At 66.5% G+C, this 14,166-nt stretch carries 17 protein-coding genes; 5 read left to right on the top strand and 12 right to left on the bottom strand.

Annotated features, from left to right (window positions below; translation table 11 throughout):
* Positions 1 to 338 precede the first annotated feature (338 nt).
* On the bottom strand, positions 339 to 1,067 hold the full coding sequence (gene infC / locus XINFAN_RS16895) for a translation initiation factor IF-3 (RefSeq protein ID WP_233352282.1): 729 nt from the start codon (positions 1,065 to 1,067) through the stop codon (positions 339 to 341).
* Between infC and XINFAN_RS16890 the strand changes: the two genes are divergently transcribed.
* Complete coding sequence (locus XINFAN_RS16890; RefSeq protein WP_124088034.1) at positions 1,066 to 1,674, top strand: hypothetical protein; 609 nt, start codon at positions 1,066 to 1,068, stop codon at positions 1,672 to 1,674. The two genes, infC and XINFAN_RS16890, sit on opposite strands and share 2 nt — an antisense overlap.
* A gap of 206 nt (positions 1,675 to 1,880) precedes the next feature.
* Here XINFAN_RS16890 and XINFAN_RS16885 read toward each other — a convergent pair whose 3' ends face one another.
* From XINFAN_RS16885 to cobA, 6 genes are all read right to left on the bottom strand, one after another.
* Positions 1,881 to 2,705, bottom strand: a complete 825-nt coding sequence (locus XINFAN_RS16885) for a ferredoxin--NADP reductase (protein WP_124088033.1) — start codon at positions 2,703 to 2,705, stop codon at positions 1,881 to 1,883.
* A gap of 101 nt (positions 2,706 to 2,806) precedes the next feature.
* The gene (locus XINFAN_RS16880) at positions 2,807 to 3,211 is read right to left on the bottom strand and encodes a DUF934 domain-containing protein (protein ID WP_124088032.1); all 405 of its coding nucleotides are present in this window, start codon (positions 3,209 to 3,211) and stop codon (positions 2,807 to 2,809) included.
* 70 nt (positions 3,212 to 3,281) lie between these two features.
* Positions 3,282 to 4,031 (bottom strand): phosphoadenylyl-sulfate reductase, encoded by a 750-nt coding sequence (locus XINFAN_RS16875; RefSeq protein WP_124088031.1) that lies wholly within the window; start codon positions 4,029 to 4,031, stop codon positions 3,282 to 3,284.
* Positions 4,021 to 5,691: a nitrite/sulfite reductase gene (locus XINFAN_RS16870; protein ID WP_124088045.1), complete on the bottom strand. Its 1,671-nt coding sequence runs from the start codon at positions 5,689 to 5,691 to the stop codon at positions 4,021 to 4,023. Before XINFAN_RS16870 ends, XINFAN_RS16875 begins: the two co-directional genes overlap by 11 nt.
* A complete protein-coding gene (locus XINFAN_RS16865) occupies positions 5,684 to 5,992 on the bottom strand; it encodes a DUF2849 domain-containing protein (protein ID WP_124088030.1) in 309 nt (102 codons plus the stop codon). The genes XINFAN_RS16870 and XINFAN_RS16865 overlap by 8 nt, the downstream gene beginning before the upstream one ends.
* Entirely contained in the window at positions 5,989 to 6,762 is a 774-nt protein-coding gene (gene cobA, locus XINFAN_RS16860) for a uroporphyrinogen-III C-methyltransferase (protein WP_124088029.1), read from the bottom strand. The genes XINFAN_RS16865 and cobA overlap by 4 nt, the downstream gene beginning before the upstream one ends.
* Before the next feature lie 132 nt (positions 6,763 to 6,894).
* Between cobA and XINFAN_RS16855 the strand changes: the two genes are divergently transcribed.
* Positions 6,895 to 7,356 (top strand): Lrp/AsnC family transcriptional regulator, encoded by a 462-nt coding sequence (locus XINFAN_RS16855; protein WP_124088028.1) that lies wholly within the window; start codon positions 6,895 to 6,897, stop codon positions 7,354 to 7,356.
* On the opposite strand, the gene XINFAN_RS16850 is transcribed toward XINFAN_RS16855, so the two are convergent.
* The 5 genes from XINFAN_RS16850 to ssb all read right to left on the bottom strand — a co-directional run bounded on the left by XINFAN_RS16850 (position 7,353) and on the right by ssb (position 10,956).
* Complete coding sequence (locus tag XINFAN_RS16850; protein ID WP_124088027.1) at positions 7,353 to 8,306, bottom strand: DMT family transporter; 954 nt, start codon at positions 8,304 to 8,306, stop codon at positions 7,353 to 7,355. The two genes, XINFAN_RS16855 and XINFAN_RS16850, sit on opposite strands and share 4 nt — an antisense overlap.
* Positions 8,307 to 8,382: 76 nt before the next feature.
* A complete protein-coding gene (gene tpiA, locus XINFAN_RS16845; protein ID WP_124088026.1) occupies positions 8,383 to 9,126 on the bottom strand; it encodes a triose-phosphate isomerase in 744 nt (247 codons plus the stop codon).
* A 64-nt stretch (positions 9,127 to 9,190) separates the two neighbouring features.
* On the bottom strand, positions 9,191 to 9,550 hold the full coding sequence (locus tag XINFAN_RS16840) for a HesB/IscA family protein (protein WP_124088025.1): 360 nt from the start codon (positions 9,548 to 9,550) through the stop codon (positions 9,191 to 9,193).
* A gap of 69 nt (positions 9,551 to 9,619) precedes the next feature.
* Complete coding sequence (locus tag XINFAN_RS16835; protein WP_124088024.1) at positions 9,620 to 9,976, bottom strand: SUF system Fe-S cluster assembly protein; 357 nt, start codon at positions 9,974 to 9,976, stop codon at positions 9,620 to 9,622.
* Between the two features lie 416 nt (positions 9,977 to 10,392).
* Positions 10,393 to 10,956, bottom strand: a complete 564-nt coding sequence (gene ssb, locus XINFAN_RS16830) for a single-stranded DNA-binding protein (RefSeq protein ID WP_124088023.1) — start codon at positions 10,954 to 10,956, stop codon at positions 10,393 to 10,395.
* A 250-nt stretch (positions 10,957 to 11,206) separates the two neighbouring features.
* Between ssb and XINFAN_RS16825 the strand changes: the two genes are divergently transcribed.
* The 3 genes from XINFAN_RS16825 (at position 11,207) to XINFAN_RS16815 (ending at position 14,101) form a co-directional block, all read left to right on the top strand.
* The gene (locus XINFAN_RS16825; protein ID WP_233352272.1) at positions 11,207 to 11,785 is read left to right on the top strand and encodes a lytic transglycosylase domain-containing protein; all 579 of its coding nucleotides are present in this window, start codon (positions 11,207 to 11,209) and stop codon (positions 11,783 to 11,785) included.
* Between the two features lie 166 nt (positions 11,786 to 11,951).
* Positions 11,952 to 12,605 carry a protein-L-isoaspartate O-methyltransferase family protein gene (locus XINFAN_RS16820; RefSeq protein WP_124088021.1) on the top strand — a complete coding sequence of 218 codons (654 nt, stop codon included), beginning with the start codon at positions 11,952 to 11,954 and terminating at the stop codon, positions 12,603 to 12,605.
* A gap of 65 nt (positions 12,606 to 12,670) precedes the next feature.
* On the top strand, positions 12,671 to 14,101 hold the full coding sequence (locus XINFAN_RS16815) for a TolC family outer membrane protein (protein WP_124088020.1): 1,431 nt from the start codon (positions 12,671 to 12,673) through the stop codon (positions 14,099 to 14,101).
* Positions 14,102 to 14,166 lie beyond the last annotated feature (65 nt).

Here is a 14,166-nt window from a genome sequence, read left to right as displayed (position 1 = left end):
GACCCACCCCCCCCCGCCGCCCGCACCCCCGCCCGCGGGGCCCATGCCCCCGGCGGGGGTATTTTCGTCAGGGTGAATGGGCAGGGCGCGGGGTACCGGAGAGGTGGGGCGCATCTTCGGAGGCGGATCTTTTCCTGCGCCCGTCTGCCGGGCAGGAGGTGTTGGCGGGGGCAGGTCGCGGGTATGAAAGAGGGGCCCGGGCCGGTGTCGGAGCCCCGCGGCTTTGACCCGGGCTCATGTCCTGGGGCGGGCTGACGGTCCCTGAAACGAAACCACCAGATAAACGAAAAGGCCCCGGGGGAAACCGGGGCCATCCTCTGTCGTCAGGATCTGCGGCGTTATCGCGGCCCGATCATCATCACCATCTGCCGGCCTTCCAGCCGGGGCATGCTTTCGACCTTGCCGGCCTCGGCCACTTCGGCGGCGACCCGGTTCAGCAGTTCGAGGCCAAGTTCCTGGTGGGCCATTTCGCGGCCCCGGAAACGCAGGGTGACCTTCACCTTGTCGCCTTCGTCCAGGAATTTCAGCACCGAGCGCATCTTGACCTGATAATCGTGCTCATCGGTGCCGGGGCGGAACTTGATTTCCTTGATCTCGATGATCTTCTGCTTCTTGCGGGCCTCGGCTTCGCGTTTCTGTGTCTCGTATTTGAACTTGCCGAAATCCATGATCTTGCAGACCGGCGGAACGGCGTTGGGCGAGATCTCGACCAGATCGAGGCCAGCCTCTTCCGCAAGCGCAAGCGCGCGTGCCGGGGTGACAACACCGACGTTTTCGCCGTCAGCGCCGATCAGACGGATTTCGGGCGCGCGGATACGGTCGTTGATGCGCGGGCCGGTTTCACGTTGCGGCGGGGCGTTGTGGGGTCTGCGTCCTATGGCAGTGGTTCCTTCTGGGGTGGAAATCGCGGGGAATTTACCCTTCTCCGGGCCAGCTTTCAAGCCGCGGTCTGCGCGGATTTCATCGTCTTTCCGCCATATTGCCCGCTGCGGTCTTTTCAACAGGGCCGGTTCCTGCCATATGCGGGCTATCCGGTCGATATTTGCCGGCAATGGGAGATTGATCATGAACAAGAGCGTAATCATCGGCGCCATCGTCGTCCTGCTGGCGGCGGGTGGATACTACCAGTTCAGCTACAAGCCGGCCCAGGAAGCTGCCGCTGCCGCCGAGGCAGAGAAGAAAGCCGCCGAGGAAAAAGCCGCCGCCGATGCGAAGGCTGCTGAAGAGGCAGCCGCTGCTGCTGCCGCCGCCGAGGCGGAAGCTGCCGCCGCTGCGGCTGCGGGTGCCGAAGAGGCCGCCAATGCAGCCGCCACCGAGGCCGCCGAAGCCGCGGGCGAAGCCGGAGAGGCCGCCGCCGATGCGGCTGCCGAAGCCGCCGGCACCGCCAGCGACGCAGCGACCGATGCCGCCAACGCCGCGAACGAGGCCGCTGATGCCGCAGCCGGTGCGGTGGATGCCGCCGTCGAAGGCGCTGCCGGCGAAGCTGCGGGCAATGCCGCCGCCGCGCTCGACCCCGCGAATTTCAACGCCGATGCCGTGGTCGCGCTGATCGATGGCTCGACGCTGGACGATGCCACCAAGACCACGCTGAAAACCGCTGTCGAAGCCGCCCGTTCGAATCCGGCGCTGGTCGCTTCGACCGTGGCGCAGGTTCGCACCGCGCTCGGCCTCTGAACCTGTCAGGGTTTTTGATGCGAAGGCCGCAGGGAGACCTGCGGCCTTTTTGCTTTGCGCGACGCGGCAAGGGGCGGCGCAATCAGAGGGCACCGGCAGAGCGGGACAGCTTCCGCTGATGCCCTGAGAGCGGGCGGGCGTGCCACATAAAAAGGGCCGCGGGTTGCGCCCCGCGGCCCGTGATCCGTGATCCGGTTCGCGCGGGTTCAGATCCCGTCGCCGACGAAGGCTTTCTCCACCACGAATTGCTTCGGGTCGGAATTGGCGCCCTCTTCTAGGCCGAAACTTTCGAGGATCGCCTTGACATCGACGTTGAAGGCGAGGCTGCCGCAGACCATGGCGCGGTCCTCTTCGGGGTTCATCTTCGGCAGGCCGAGATCCGCGAAAACCTTGCCCGAGGACAGGTTGTCGGTGACCCGGCCCATGCGCGCCGAGGGCTCGCGGGTGGTGGTCGGATAATAGAGCAGCTTGTCGCCGATCATCTCGCCGATCAGCGGATCGTCGCGCAGGGATTCGACCAACTGGCGGCCGTAGTCCAGCTCGCCGGTCTCGCGGCAGGTGTGCATCATGATGACCTGGTCGTATTTTTCCCAGGTCTCGGGCTCGCGCAAGAGCGAGGCGAAAGGCGCGAAGCCGGTGCCGGTGGCAAGGAACCACAGCCTTTTGCCCGGCAGCAGCGCGTCATGGACCAGGGTGCCGACGGGTTTCGGGCGCAGGATGATCTCATCGCCCGGTTTGATATGTTGCAGCTTCGAGGTCAGCGGCCCGTCCGGCACCTTGATCGAGTAGAACTCCAGTTCCTCGTCCCAGGCGGGCGAGGCGATGGAATAGGCGCGCAGCAGCGGCTTTCCGTTGTCGCCCATCAGCCCGATCATCACGAATTCGCCCGAGCGGAAGCGCAGCGAGGCCGGCCGCGAGACGCGGAAGGAAAACAGCCGGTCCGTCCAGTGTTTTACCGAGGTCACGGTCTGGGCGTCGGGCAGATGCGGTTTCGCAGGGCGTTCGGCGGTGGCAGCGGCAGTCTCGGTCATCACGGGCTCCGTTGTCCTGGGGCGGACTTTATCTGGGGCAGGGCGGGCCAAAGGTAAAGCCCCCGGCCTGCGGCAATTCGCGCAGGCGTGAGGCGGGCGTATCAGGCGCGCAGGCGGCTCTGGTAGTCATGCGCCTTCCAGTCGGCGCGGAACTTCCATTGCTCTTCCGGCTGGCGGGCGGCGAGGTCGTCTGAAATCTCCACCCCGTCGAAACCGACACGGCGGCACATCGCATATTGATCGGCGATCACATGGCCGATGGCAAGCAGCTGACCCTGATAGCCCATCATCCGCAGCCGGCGCGCAACGGTGAAGGCGCGCCCGTCGGAAAAGGCGGGGAAATTCACCCTGACCAGCGAAAGGCGGTCCAGATGCGGGCGCAGCAACTCCGGGTCGTCGGTGTTCGACAGATCGACCGCGGTGCCGGCGTCCGTCAGATCCGCCAGCACGGGGATGAGCCGTTCGGGGGCGGGGGCGAACCCCGCATCGGTGACGATCACGCTCATCGGGCGGTCTCCTGTCCGGCGCAAATTCGTTGGAACGAATTTGCAAATTTCTTTGAAGAAATTTGCGCGCTCATGCCGCATCCTCCTTCTTCATGCGCACGGCGGCGCCATCGGTGAAATGGATGCCGCATTCGGTTTTCTGGCTGCCGCGCCAGCGGCCCGCCCGGGGATCCTCGCCGGGTTTCACCGGGCTGGTGCAGGGCGCGCAGCCGATCGACGGATAGCCCTTCGCCACCAGAGGGTGCCGCGGAAGGCGGTTGTTGACGATATATTCCTCAAGATCCTCGCGGCCCCAATGGGCCAGCGGGTTCACCTTGATACGGATATCGCCCTCGTTCTCGAAGAAATCAATCGTGCCGCGGTCCTGGTTCTGGAAGCGTTTGCGGCCGGTGATCCAGCCCTCGAACCGGGTCAGCGCCCGCTCCAGCGGCTCCACCTTCCTGACCGCGCAGCAGGTATCGGTGCTGAACTGGTGCAGGGTGCCGTCGGGGTCTTCATAGCCGATCCGGGCGGGGTTGGCGCGGATGGTGCGGATGTCGCAGAGGTTCAGGCTCTCGGCCAGCTCGCGCTGATAGTCCAGCGTTTCCTGAAACAGCATCCGCGTGTCGACGAACAAAACCGGCGTCTCGGGCGCGATGACCGAGACGAGATGCAGAAGCACCACCGATTCCGCCCCGAAGGACGAGACCAGCGCCACCCGGCCGAGATCGTCGTCCTTCAGCGCATGTTCCAGCACCTGGGTGGCGGAATGGTGCCGGTAGCGCGCATTCAGCGCCGCCACCCGCTCCGCCACCGGATGGGCGTTCAGATCACGCGGCATCCTTCGCGCCCTCGGTCTCGTAAAGGGCGGCTTTGAACGGCTCCATCCCGAGGCGGCGGAAGGCGTCGAGGAAGCTCTCCTGCGGGCCTTCGCGTTCCGCCAGATAGGCGCGCAGGATGCGCTCGACCGCGGGCACCACCTGGTCGTAGGCAAAGCCCGGCCCGGTCTTGTCGCCGATCGCGGCATCTTCGGCGCCGGAACCCCCGAGGGTGATCTGGTAATTCTCGACCCCGGCGCGATCAAGCCCGAGAATGCCGATATGGCCGACATGGTGATGGCCGCAGGCGTTGATGCAGCCCGAGATCTTGATCTTCAGGGGGCCGATTTCATGCTCCAGGTCCAGCTCTTTGAACCGGGTGGCGATCTCCTGCGCGACCGGGATCGAGCGCGCGGTGGCGAGCGAGCAATAATCCATCCCCGGGCAGGCGATGATGTCAGACACCAGCCCGACATTCGCCGTGCCGAGCCCCGCCTGGACCAGCGCCGCGTGAACCGCCGGCAGGTCGCCCTTGTGGACATGCGGCAGGATCGCGTTCTGCTCGTGGCTGATGCGGATATCGCCATGGCCGTATTTCTCGGCCAGATCGGCGATCACCCGCATCTGATCGGCGGTGGCATCGCCCGGGGTCTGGCCATGCGCCTTGGTCGAGATGGTCACGATGGCATATTGATCGTTGCGATGCGGCGCGAGATTGGTGTCGACCCAGGACCGGAATGCGGGATCGGCCCGGTAGAAATCCTCGTAGGCCGTGACCGGGGCATTGCGGAAGGCGGGCGGCGCGAAGGCCGCGCGGATCTCGTCGAGCAATTCCTGATCGGCGCCGCCGAACAAGGGCCGCAGCTCCTGGAAGCGTTCCTCCACGAGGCGGGTGATCTCTTCGCGGCCGGTCTCGTGCAGGGTGATCTTGATCCGCGCCTTGTATTTGTTGTCGCGCCGGCCGAGCGTATTGTAGACGCTGAGCACCGCCTCGACATAAGGCAAGAGGTCCGGCTCGGGCAGGAAGTCGCGCACCACCATGCCGATCAGCGGAGTGCGGCCAAGCCCGCCGCCCACCAGCACGCGAAAGCCGGTCTCGCCCGCGGCGTTCTTCACCACCTGGAGCCCGATGTCATGGGCGCGGATCACCGCGCGGTCAGACTCGGCGGCGGTGATGGCGATCTTGAACTTCCTCGGCAGGAACTGAAACTCGGGGTGGTCGGTGGACCATTGGCGCAACAGCTCGGCATAGGGGCGCGGATCGGCGATCTCGTCGGCGGCGGCGCCGGCGAAATGGTCGGCGGTCACGTTCCTCACGCAATTGCCCGAAGTCTGGATCGCGTGCATCCCGACATCGGCCAGCGCATTCAGCACCGCCGGAATGTCGGGCAGTTTCGGCCAGTTGAACTGGATGTTCTGCCGGGTGGTGAAATGGCCGTAGCCCTTGTCCCAGGTCTCGGCGATATACGCGAGCTGCCGCATCTTGGCGGGCGACAAAGTGCCATAGGGGATCGCCACCCGCAGCATATAGGCATGGAGTTGCAGATAGAGCCCGTTCATCAGCCTGAGCGGGCGGAATTCTTCCTCGGTCAGGCTGCCGTCGAGGCGACGTTCCACCTGATGGGTGAACTGGGCCACCCTCTCACGCACGAAACGCTCGTCGAAGTCGGTATAATCATACATGGCCGAGGTCTGCCTGCTTTCCATGGGCGTAGTTCGAGGGGCCGCGGGTGCGGAATTCCTCACGGAAATGGGTGGGTTCGGGGCCTTTAGGGCCGGATTTCGCATCGGCGAGATAGGCGCCGACGATCTCATGGCCACGGGCATTGGCGTGGATCAGGCGAAGCTGGGCGTGGGCCTCGTCCTCGATCAGCTCGGCCTCGTGATGCCAGGGCGTCCAGCGGTCGTCGGCGGTCAGATAGACGACATCGCCCTCGCGCAGACGGTTGGCGGTGACGACTTTGGGGGTAAAGCGGCGGCTCATGCTTTGGCCTCCTGAATGCGGGATATTGCGGATGCGGCGTCGCGGGGGGCGAGGCCGAAGAGAATGACGGCCGGGCCGGAACAACAGAGCGCCAGCGCGGGCAAAGCGGACAGCGTGCCGGCATGGATGCGCTGATCCCCGCGCGAGACGTTTTCGACCAGCGTCACCGGGGTTTCCGCCCCGGCGCCGTGCATCATGAGGCGGCCCTGGATGAAACGGGCGGATTTTTTGCCCATGTAGATCGCGGCCACTTCGCCCTCGCGGGCAAGGCCGCGCCAGTCCTGTTCGGCGAAACCTTCCATGTCATGGCCGGTGACGATGCGCAGGCTCTTGTTGCGGCCGCGGCTGGTCAGCGGCTGGCCGATGGCGGCGGCGGCGACCGAGGCCGCGGTCAGCCCGGGCAGGATGCGGAAGGCCAGCCCGTGTTCTTCCAGCGCGGTCAGTTCCTCGTCGAGCCGGCCGAAGATGCCGGGATCGCCGCCCTTCAGCCGCACCACGCGGGCGCCCGACAGGGCTTCGGTGACGAGGGTCGCATTGATCGCGCTTTGCGCGGCCGAGGGGCCGAAGCCTTCCTTGCCCATGTCGATCCGGCGCACATGGGCCGGGATCAGCGCCAGCACTTCCGCGCCGACCAGACGGTCGTGGATCACCACATCGGCGGCTTCCAGCGCGCGCAGCGCCCCAAGCGTCAGATGCGCGGCCGCGCCGGGGCCCGCGCCCACGAAAAGCACCGGAGTCTGCGCAGCGGAGGAGGGCAGGGTGTGAGTCATGACTTATCCCGGGTTTCCCGACTATATAGGACTTTTTCCCGTTTTTTGGCCAGACACCCTTGCAGATAAGGAAGAATGTTCCGATACTGCGCCGCGACGGAACGGGGTTCCGCCAACAGGGGGAAATCAGGAATGGCCGCCGCGCTGGACGATCTGGACCGGAAAATTCTGTCCGAACTGCAACAGGACGCCGAGCAGTCTCTGGACGAGATCGCGCGCAAGGTGGGGTCCTCGAAGACCCCGGTCTGGAACCGGATCCGGCGGATGAAGGAACAGGGCGTGATCTCGCGCCAGACCGTGATCCTCGATGCCGAGGCGCTCGGGCTGGAGGCGTGTTTCTTCGTGCTGATCCGCACCTCCGAGCATGAGGCCGAATGGCAGCGCAAGTTCCTGAAAGCGCTGAAGGAACGCCCCGAGGTGCTGGAGGCGCATCGCCTTGCCGGTGATATCGACTATATTCTGAAGGTCCGGGTGAAGAACGCCCGCGCCTATGACACCTTCTACCAGGCGCTGATTTCCGAGGTGAAGATCTACAATGTCACCGCGCTTCTGAGCATGGAGGAGATCAAATCCACCACCATGCTGCCGGTCTAGCGCGGGCGGCGGAGCGGCACGACCCCCTGGGCGATCAGAACGCCGATCCCCACCAGCACCGCCGCCCCCGCCTGGAGCCAGTTCCACCCGGCGCCGAACCCCAGATACATGATCAGCATGACATAGAAGGGCGAGGCATTGGTGTGCAGCGAGGACAGGCCGATTCCCAGCCGGTCGATCGAGACGATCCACAACAGCTGGCAGATCGCCAGCCCGCCGATGGCATAGACCGCCAGCGCCGTGACCTGCGGCCAGCCCCAGAGCGCGGGATCGGGCAGCGGCCCGCCCAGAACCATCCGCCCGCCCGCGATCAGCATCATGGTCAGCGCGGCCCCGGTCAGCGTCAGCGCGGTGCGCCCGGTCAGCGACAATTCGGGAAAGGCGGTGACAGTCAGCCGTGAGCCCAGCGTGTAGATCAGCACCGAGGCGAAGCAGAACAGCGCGCCGAGGCCGACCTGCGCCCCCGCCGCGCCGAAATCCAGCGCGAGCACGCCGCCCACGATCGACAGCACCAGCCCGAGAAGCAGCGCGGCGCTCAGCCGCCGTCCGTCGAACAGCACTTCCAGCGCGATGGCGACCACCGGCATGCTGGCGGTGATCACCGCCGCCGTCACCGGGCCGCCATGGCTCTGGCCGATGATCAGGAACCAGGCGGCGACACCGATCAGGCTGCCCACCGCCAGCCCCGCGGGCCAGCGCGCGTTGCGCAGCGCGGCGGCGCCGTCCAGCGCCAGCCAGACCGGCAGCAGCACCGCCGCCGCCAGCGCGATGCGGATTGCGCCGATCTGTTCCGAGGGCAGGATCGGGATCAGATATTCCGCCGCGGGCAGCCCCGCGGCCCAGGCCACCATCGAGGCCATGCAGATCAGATTGGCCGAAACCGCACCCGGCCCGGGTCCGCGCCCCGACCGCACCGTCTGCGGAATCGCCGTAGAGGAAACATCACACATCAGGCGAGACTCGCGCTCCGGTCGGAGAGGGTCTGTTCCTTGCGCGACGTTTTCTGTCGCGTTCCGGCCTGCGCTCTCAGGCCGCGGCCAGCGCCGCGACGATGGCGCCGAAATCCGCCGCTTTCAGACTGGCGCCGCCGACCAGCGCCCCATCGACATTCGCCACCGCGAAAATCTCGCCCGCGTTCGAGGCTTTGACCGAACCGCCGTAGAGGAGCCGCATCTCCCGCGCGCCCGCGCCGAAGCGTTCGATCAGGCGCGCGCGCAGGAAATCATGCACTTCGGCGATCTGTTCCAGCCCCGGCGTGCGGCCGGTGCCGATGGCCCAGACCGGCTCGTAGGCGACGACGGTGTTCGCCGCATCCGCGCCTTCGGGTAGCGATCCCGCCAGCTGCGCGCCGATCACGTCGAGCGTGCGGCCGGCATCGCGCTCGGCCTCGGTCTCACCCAGGCAGATCACCGCCGTGAGGCCCGCCGCGCGGGCGGCCAGCGCCCTGGCGGCGATCTGTGCGTCGGTCTCACCATGGTCGGCGCGGCGCTCGGAATGGCCCAGAATGACGTAAGACGCCCCGGCATCAGCCAGCATGGCGGCCGAGATGTCGCCGGTATGCGCGCCCGAAGCGGCCGCGTGGCAATCCTGGCCGCCGATCGTCAGCGCCGAGCCATTTGCCGCTTCCGCAGCGGCGGCGATCAGCGTGGCGGGCGGACAGATCAGCATCTCGCAGCCTGGCGCGGGATGGGCCCCGATCAGCGCGCGGATCTCCTCCAGCGACGCCTTCGTGCCGTTCATCTTCCAGTTGCCTGCGGCGATCTTGCGCATCTTGTTTCCCTTCGGTCCGGCCCCGGGGACTGGTCGCAAATTCCGCGGCCGGGCGCAATGAGGCTCAGAGGGCGGGCTGGTCGCCGAATTTAATCGATTCGCCGCAGCCGCAGGCTTCGGTCACATTCGGATTGCGGAAGACGAATTTCGATTCGAGCAGGCCGGTCTCGTAATCGATTTCGGTGCCGAACAGGAACATCTGCGCCATCGGGGCGATCAGCACCCGCGCGCCGTCCTGCTCGACCGCCTCGTCGAGCGGATTCACCTCGGCCACGTAATCCATGGTGTATTCCATGCCCGCGCAGCCGCCCTTCTTCACGCCGATGCGCAGGCCCTCTTTGCCGTCGCGCGCCATCAGCCGGGCGATCTGTCTGACCGCCGCAGGGGTGAGGGTGACGGGGGCCTTGCCTGGAATGCCGAACATTGCTGGAAATCCTTTATGCGGAATAAAGGTAATCCCGCAGCCGGTGGGTTTCAAGACGGGTGCGGGGGCTTACATGAAGCCGAGTTCCAGCCGCGCCTCGTCCGACATCATCTCCATCCCCCAGGGTGGATCGAAGGTCATCTGCACATCGACCTGCTTCACGCCGGGCAGCGGCTCGACCGCATCGGCGACCCAGCCCGGCATCTCACCCGCGACCGGACAGCCCGGGGCGGTCAGCGACATCAGGATGCTGACCGCGTTCTCGTCATCGATCTCGATCGTGTAGACAAGGCCGAGATCGTAGATATTGACCGGAATTTCCGGGTCGTAGACCGAGCGGCAGGCTTCGACCACCTGCTCGTAAAGCGGGTGATCGGTGGTCGAGGGCCGGATCAGCGGCGCGTCTTCGGTGGCAGGGGTATCCATCGCATCGGTTCCGGGATGAGAACTGTCGCAAGACATATAGGCTTTGCGCCGCCGCTGGTCCAGACCGGCGGCGCCCGGGAAGAGCACGGCCCTGCGGGCCGTTGCCTCCGGCGGGGATATTTAAGGACAGAAAATGACAGGGGCATGGCGTCTGGCGTGCCGGTCGTCCGTGGCGCGCGGCGCAATCTTACGGGTGGATACCGGGAGACAGCGAAAAGCGCTTGCCGGCGCGTTTTGCCGGTGGGAGGCAGGCCGGAGCCTCCGTCAGGGACGGCCTCCGACCTGCGGCCCTTTCATTTTCTGTCTGAAAATATCCCGGGGGTGAGCCGCGTAAGCGGCGAGGGGGCAGGGCCCCCTCTTCACGCCGCGGGGCGCAGGGCGGCGCGCAGAAAGGGCGCGCTGCCTGCCCGGCAAGTTCAGAACGGGATTTCGTCGTCGATATCGGAATTGCCGCCCGCGGGCGCGCCGCCGCCGTAGCCGCCGCGCGAGCCGCCGCCGCCGCTCTGGCTGCCGCCGCCGTAACCGCCGCCAGAGCCGCCGCCGCTGTAGCCGCCGCCCTGGCCGCCACCGTAATCGTCATAGGACGGGCCGCCCTGGCCACCACCACTACCACTGCCGCCGCCATCGCCACGACCGCCGAGCAGCGTCAGATTGCCCGAGAACGGGCGCAGCACCACCTCGGTCGAATAGCGGTCGGCGCCGGACTGGTCCTGCCATTTGCGGGTTTCCAGCGCGCCCTCGATATAGACGGTCGAGCCCTTGCGCAGATATTGCTCGGCGATGCGGCCCAGCGGTTCCGAGAAGATCGCCACCGAATGCCATTCGGTGCGCTCGCGCCGCTCTCCGGTGTTGCGGTCCTTCCAGGTTTCCGACGTGGCGATGCGCAGGTTCACCACCTTGCCGCCGTTGGGGAAGTTGCGCACCTCGGGGTCGCGGCCCAGGTTGCCGATGAGGATTACCTTGTTGACCGATCCCGCCATATGCGCCTCCGCTTCGGTTGCTGTCCGGTTCTGGACCGCACAGGGTTAACACTAGATTGAGGCCCGCTATAGAGCGCCGCATTTCCCGCCGCAACCGGACAGGACTGGCGGGGTTCCGCCTGGGGGCCGCGCGCGGGCGGCGATTCCCGGCTGGCGTCACGCGCCGGGATCCGTAATATGCGCGGCGGATTTCGCTCTCACGGATCACGGGTTTCCCATGCCGCGCCGCAGGATTTTCGCAACCGCCCTCATGACCCTGGCCCTTGCCGGGCCGGGCCTGACCGAACCGCTGAAGCTGCACGGCTCCAGCAAGTCGCGCAATTCGGTGTTCGAATCGCAAAAGGCGCTGCTCGACGGCAAACTCTCCAAACAATATTCCGGTTCCGTGAAGCTGACGCCCAGCTACAAGGCGGGCAAGGCCGAGGCGGCGGAGGGCGGTGAGGCGGTGCCGCGCTATGCCGGCAAATACAAGGGCGAACATCTGGAGCATGCCCGCGAGGCGGCGCGCAAACACGGTATCCCCGAGGATCTGTTCCTGCGCCTCGTGCAGCGCGAGAGCGGCTGGAACCCCAATGCCGTCAGCCACAAGGGCGCGACGGGGCTCGCGCAACTCATGCCGGGCACCGCGCGGCTTCTGGGGGTCGACATCAACGACCCGAAACAGAACCTGGAAGGCGGGGCGCGCTATCTGAAGATGATGCATGCCAAATTCGGCAGCTGGAAGCTGGCGCTGGCCGCCTATAATGCGGGCCCCGGCGCCGTCGAGCAGCACGGCGGCGTGCCGCCCTATGCCGAAACCAAAGCCTATGTGGCGGCGATCCTCGGCTGAGGCGGGTCATCTTCCTGCGACGGAACCGCCGTGCTGCGGCGTTTGGGCAACAGGCTTTTCCGCTCTGGCAAAAAACCGCTGTCCAGGGCAGAAAGACGGTCGTGTCGGCGTTGCTTTCGGGCGGCGCTCAAGGCATTCATTGGCAAACTAAACCGCAGGGTTCAGAATGAGCGACTTCGCCTCCCGCCGCATGATGATGGTCGATACCCAGGTCCGGCCTTCGGATGTGACCAAATTCCCGATCATCGAGGCGATGCTGCATATCCCGCGCGAGAATTACGTGCCCGCAGCGTTGCGTGATGCCGCCTATGCCGGGGCGCCGGTCGATCTTGGCCAGGGCCGGGTGGTGCCCGAGCCGCGGACGCTGGCCAAGATGCTGGACGCGCTGGACATTCAGCCGGACGAGCTGGTGCTGGATCTGGGCGCCGGGCTTGGCTATTCCACCGCCGTTCTGGCCCGTCTGGCCGAGACTGTGGTCGCGGTCGAGGAAGACGAGGCGCTGGCCGCCGAGGCCGCGCGCATCCTTGCCGCCGATGGGGTGGACAATGCGGTGGTGATCCGGGGGCCGCTGGCCGGGGGCGCCGCGAAACACGGCCCCTATGACGTGATCGTCATCGAGGGCGGGATCGAGGAGCTGCCCGAAGCCATCGCCGCACAGCTGAAAGAGGGCGGCCGGATCGCGGCGGTCGAGATGAGCGGCGCGCTCGGCACGGTGAAACACGGGTTGAAAACCGACGGGCGGATCGACTGGCGCTATGCCTTCAACGCCGCCGTGCCGGTGCTGCCCGGCTTTGGCAGGCAAAAGACCTTCACGCTTTAAGCGGGGCAGCAGGCGCGGGCGGCGTAACGCCCGGCCCGCAAGAGCAGAAAACAGGACGGAAACAGATGCGACAGTGGCTTAAGGTGGTGACATTCAGCGTGGCGGCGGCCCTGACGGCGCTGCCTGCAAAGGCCGAAACCCTCGCAGATGCGCTGATCGCCGCCTATCGCAACTCGAATCTGATGTCGCAATACCAGGCGGTGCTGCGCGCCGCCGATGAGGATGCCGCCATCGCGCTGTCCTCTCTGCGCCCGGTGATCAGCTATTCCGCCGGGGTGCGGTCGAACTATTCGGACACCAACAGCTACGCCAGCCTTTTCCCCTCGGGTGTGGTGCCGGTCTCGTCGTATTCCAAGAACTTCGCGGCCTCGTTCGAACTGAGCATGTCGCTGGTGCTGGTCGATTTCGGTCGCCGCGCGCTGGCGCTGGAAATCGCGCGCGAGAATGTGATGGCGACCCGGCAGGGCCTTGTCGGTGTCGAGCAGGACGTGCTGCTGGCCGCGGTGCGCGCCTATGTCGAGGTGCGGCTGCGCGAAGAGATCGTCCTTCTGCGCCAGTCGAACGTGCGCCTGATCACCCAGGAGCTGAGCGCGGCCCAGGACCGTTTCGACGTGGGCGAGATCACCCGCACCGACGTTTCCATCGCCGAAGCCGCGCTGGCGGCCTCGCGCGCCAATCTGGCGGCGGCCGAGGGCGATCTGATGGTCGCGCGCGAGAATTACAAGGCCGCGACCGGCGCCTATCCGGGCCGGCTTGCCGCGCTGCCGGGCAGCCCCGCCATCGGCCGTTCGCTGGACGAGGCGCGCAAGGTCGCGCTGCGCAGCCATCCGGTGATCCGCGAGGCGCAGCATACGGTGAAGATCGCCGATCTGAACGTGGAACTGGCCGAGGCGGCGATGAAGCCCACCCTCGGCCTGAGCGCCGGTCTGTCCGCCAGCCGCAACGAAGCCGACGGGCGGCTCCGCGATTCCGATACGCTCGGGGGCAGCATCGGGCTCAGCCTGAACCAGACCATCTATGCCGGCGGCGAGCTTTCGGCGCGCTACCGCAAGGCCATCGCGCAGAAGGAGGGCGCCCGGGCCTCGCTGCGCCAGACCGTGGTGACGGTGGATCAGAACATCGGCACGCTGTGGTCGATGCTGGCGGTCTATGTCGCCGCGATCGAGGCCTCGCAGCAGCAGATCGCCGCCGCCCAGGCCGCCTTTGAAGGGGTGCGCGAAGAGGCCGCCCTCGGGGCGCGCACCACGCTCGACGTGCTGGATGCCGAGCAGGATCTTCTCAGCGCGCGGGCCTCGCGGCTGGAGGCCGAGGCCAGCCGCTATGTCGCGGTCTATCAGATCCTTTCCGCCATGGGGCTGCTGACGGTCGAGCATCTGAACCTGGGCATTCCGACCTACGACCCGGAAAGCTATTACAACGCGGTGAAGAACGCCCCTGCGACCTCGGTGCAAGGCAAGAAGCTCGACCGCATTCTCAAGCGCCAGGGCGGCAACTGAGCCGCAGCGGCGGTCGGTTGGGGGCGCGGCAGCAGCCGCGCCTTTGTTTTTCCGCCGGGCGTTAA

The sequence above is a fragment of the Pseudogemmobacter humi genome (genome assembly GCF_900609055.1).
Classification (GTDB): Bacteria; Pseudomonadota; Alphaproteobacteria; order Rhodobacterales; family Rhodobacteraceae; genus Pseudogemmobacter; species Pseudogemmobacter humi.
The sequence above is the reverse complement of the archived record's forward strand: the minus strand, read 5'-3'. Positions and strand labels throughout refer to the sequence as shown.

What these genes read in the sequence shown, in the direction of transcription:
- XINFAN_RS16820 (WP_124088021.1), top strand. Translation starts at nt 11,952, where the DNA reads ATGAGCGACTTCGCCTCCCGCCGCATGATGATGGTCGATACCCAGGTC.
- XINFAN_RS16885 (WP_124088033.1), bottom strand. Translation starts at nt 2,705, where the DNA reads ATGACCGAGACTGCCGCTGCCACCGCCGAACGCCCTGCGAAACCGCAT.
- XINFAN_RS16890 (WP_124088034.1), top strand. Translation starts at nt 1,066, where the DNA reads ATGAACAAGAGCGTAATCATCGGCGCCATCGTCGTCCTGCTGGCGGCG.
- XINFAN_RS16815 (WP_124088020.1), top strand. Translation starts at nt 12,671, where the DNA reads ATGCGACAGTGGCTTAAGGTGGTGACATTCAGCGTGGCGGCGGCCCTG.
- cobA (WP_124088029.1), bottom strand. Translation starts at nt 6,762, where the DNA reads ATGACTCACACCCTGCCCTCCTCCGCTGCGCAGACTCCGGTGCTTTTC.
- XINFAN_RS16865 (WP_124088030.1), bottom strand. Translation starts at nt 5,992, where the DNA reads ATGAGCCGCCGCTTTACCCCCAAAGTCGTCACCGCCAACCGTCTGCGC.
- XINFAN_RS16880 (WP_124088032.1), bottom strand. Translation starts at nt 3,211, where the DNA reads ATGAGCGTGATCGTCACCGATGCGGGGTTCGCCCCCGCCCCCGAACGG.
- XINFAN_RS16850 (WP_124088027.1), bottom strand. Translation starts at nt 8,306, where the DNA reads ATGTGTGATGTTTCCTCTACGGCGATTCCGCAGACGGTGCGGTCGGGG.
- XINFAN_RS16870 (WP_124088045.1), bottom strand. Translation starts at nt 5,691, where the DNA reads ATGTATGATTATACCGACTTCGACGAGCGTTTCGTGCGTGAGAGGGTG.
- XINFAN_RS16835 (WP_124088024.1), bottom strand. Translation starts at nt 9,976, where the DNA reads ATGGATACCCCTGCCACCGAAGACGCGCCGCTGATCCGGCCCTCGACC.
- XINFAN_RS16825 (WP_233352272.1), top strand. Translation starts at nt 11,207, where the DNA reads ATGACCCTGGCCCTTGCCGGGCCGGGCCTGACCGAACCGCTGAAGCTG.
- tpiA (WP_124088026.1), bottom strand. Translation starts at nt 9,126, where the DNA reads ATGCGCAAGATCGCCGCAGGCAACTGGAAGATGAACGGCACGAAGGCG.
- ssb (WP_124088023.1), bottom strand. Translation starts at nt 10,956, where the DNA reads ATGGCGGGATCGGTCAACAAGGTAATCCTCATCGGCAACCTGGGCCGC.
- infC (WP_233352282.1), bottom strand. Translation starts at nt 1,067, where the DNA reads ATGATCAATCTCCCATTGCCGGCAAATATCGACCGGATAGCCCGCATA.
- XINFAN_RS16855 (WP_124088028.1), top strand. Translation starts at nt 6,895, where the DNA reads ATGGCCGCCGCGCTGGACGATCTGGACCGGAAAATTCTGTCCGAACTG.
- XINFAN_RS16840 (WP_124088025.1), bottom strand. Translation starts at nt 9,550, where the DNA reads ATGTTCGGCATTCCAGGCAAGGCCCCCGTCACCCTCACCCCTGCGGCG.
- XINFAN_RS16875 (WP_124088031.1), bottom strand. Translation starts at nt 4,031, where the DNA reads ATGCCGCGTGATCTGAACGCCCATCCGGTGGCGGAGCGGGTGGCGGCG.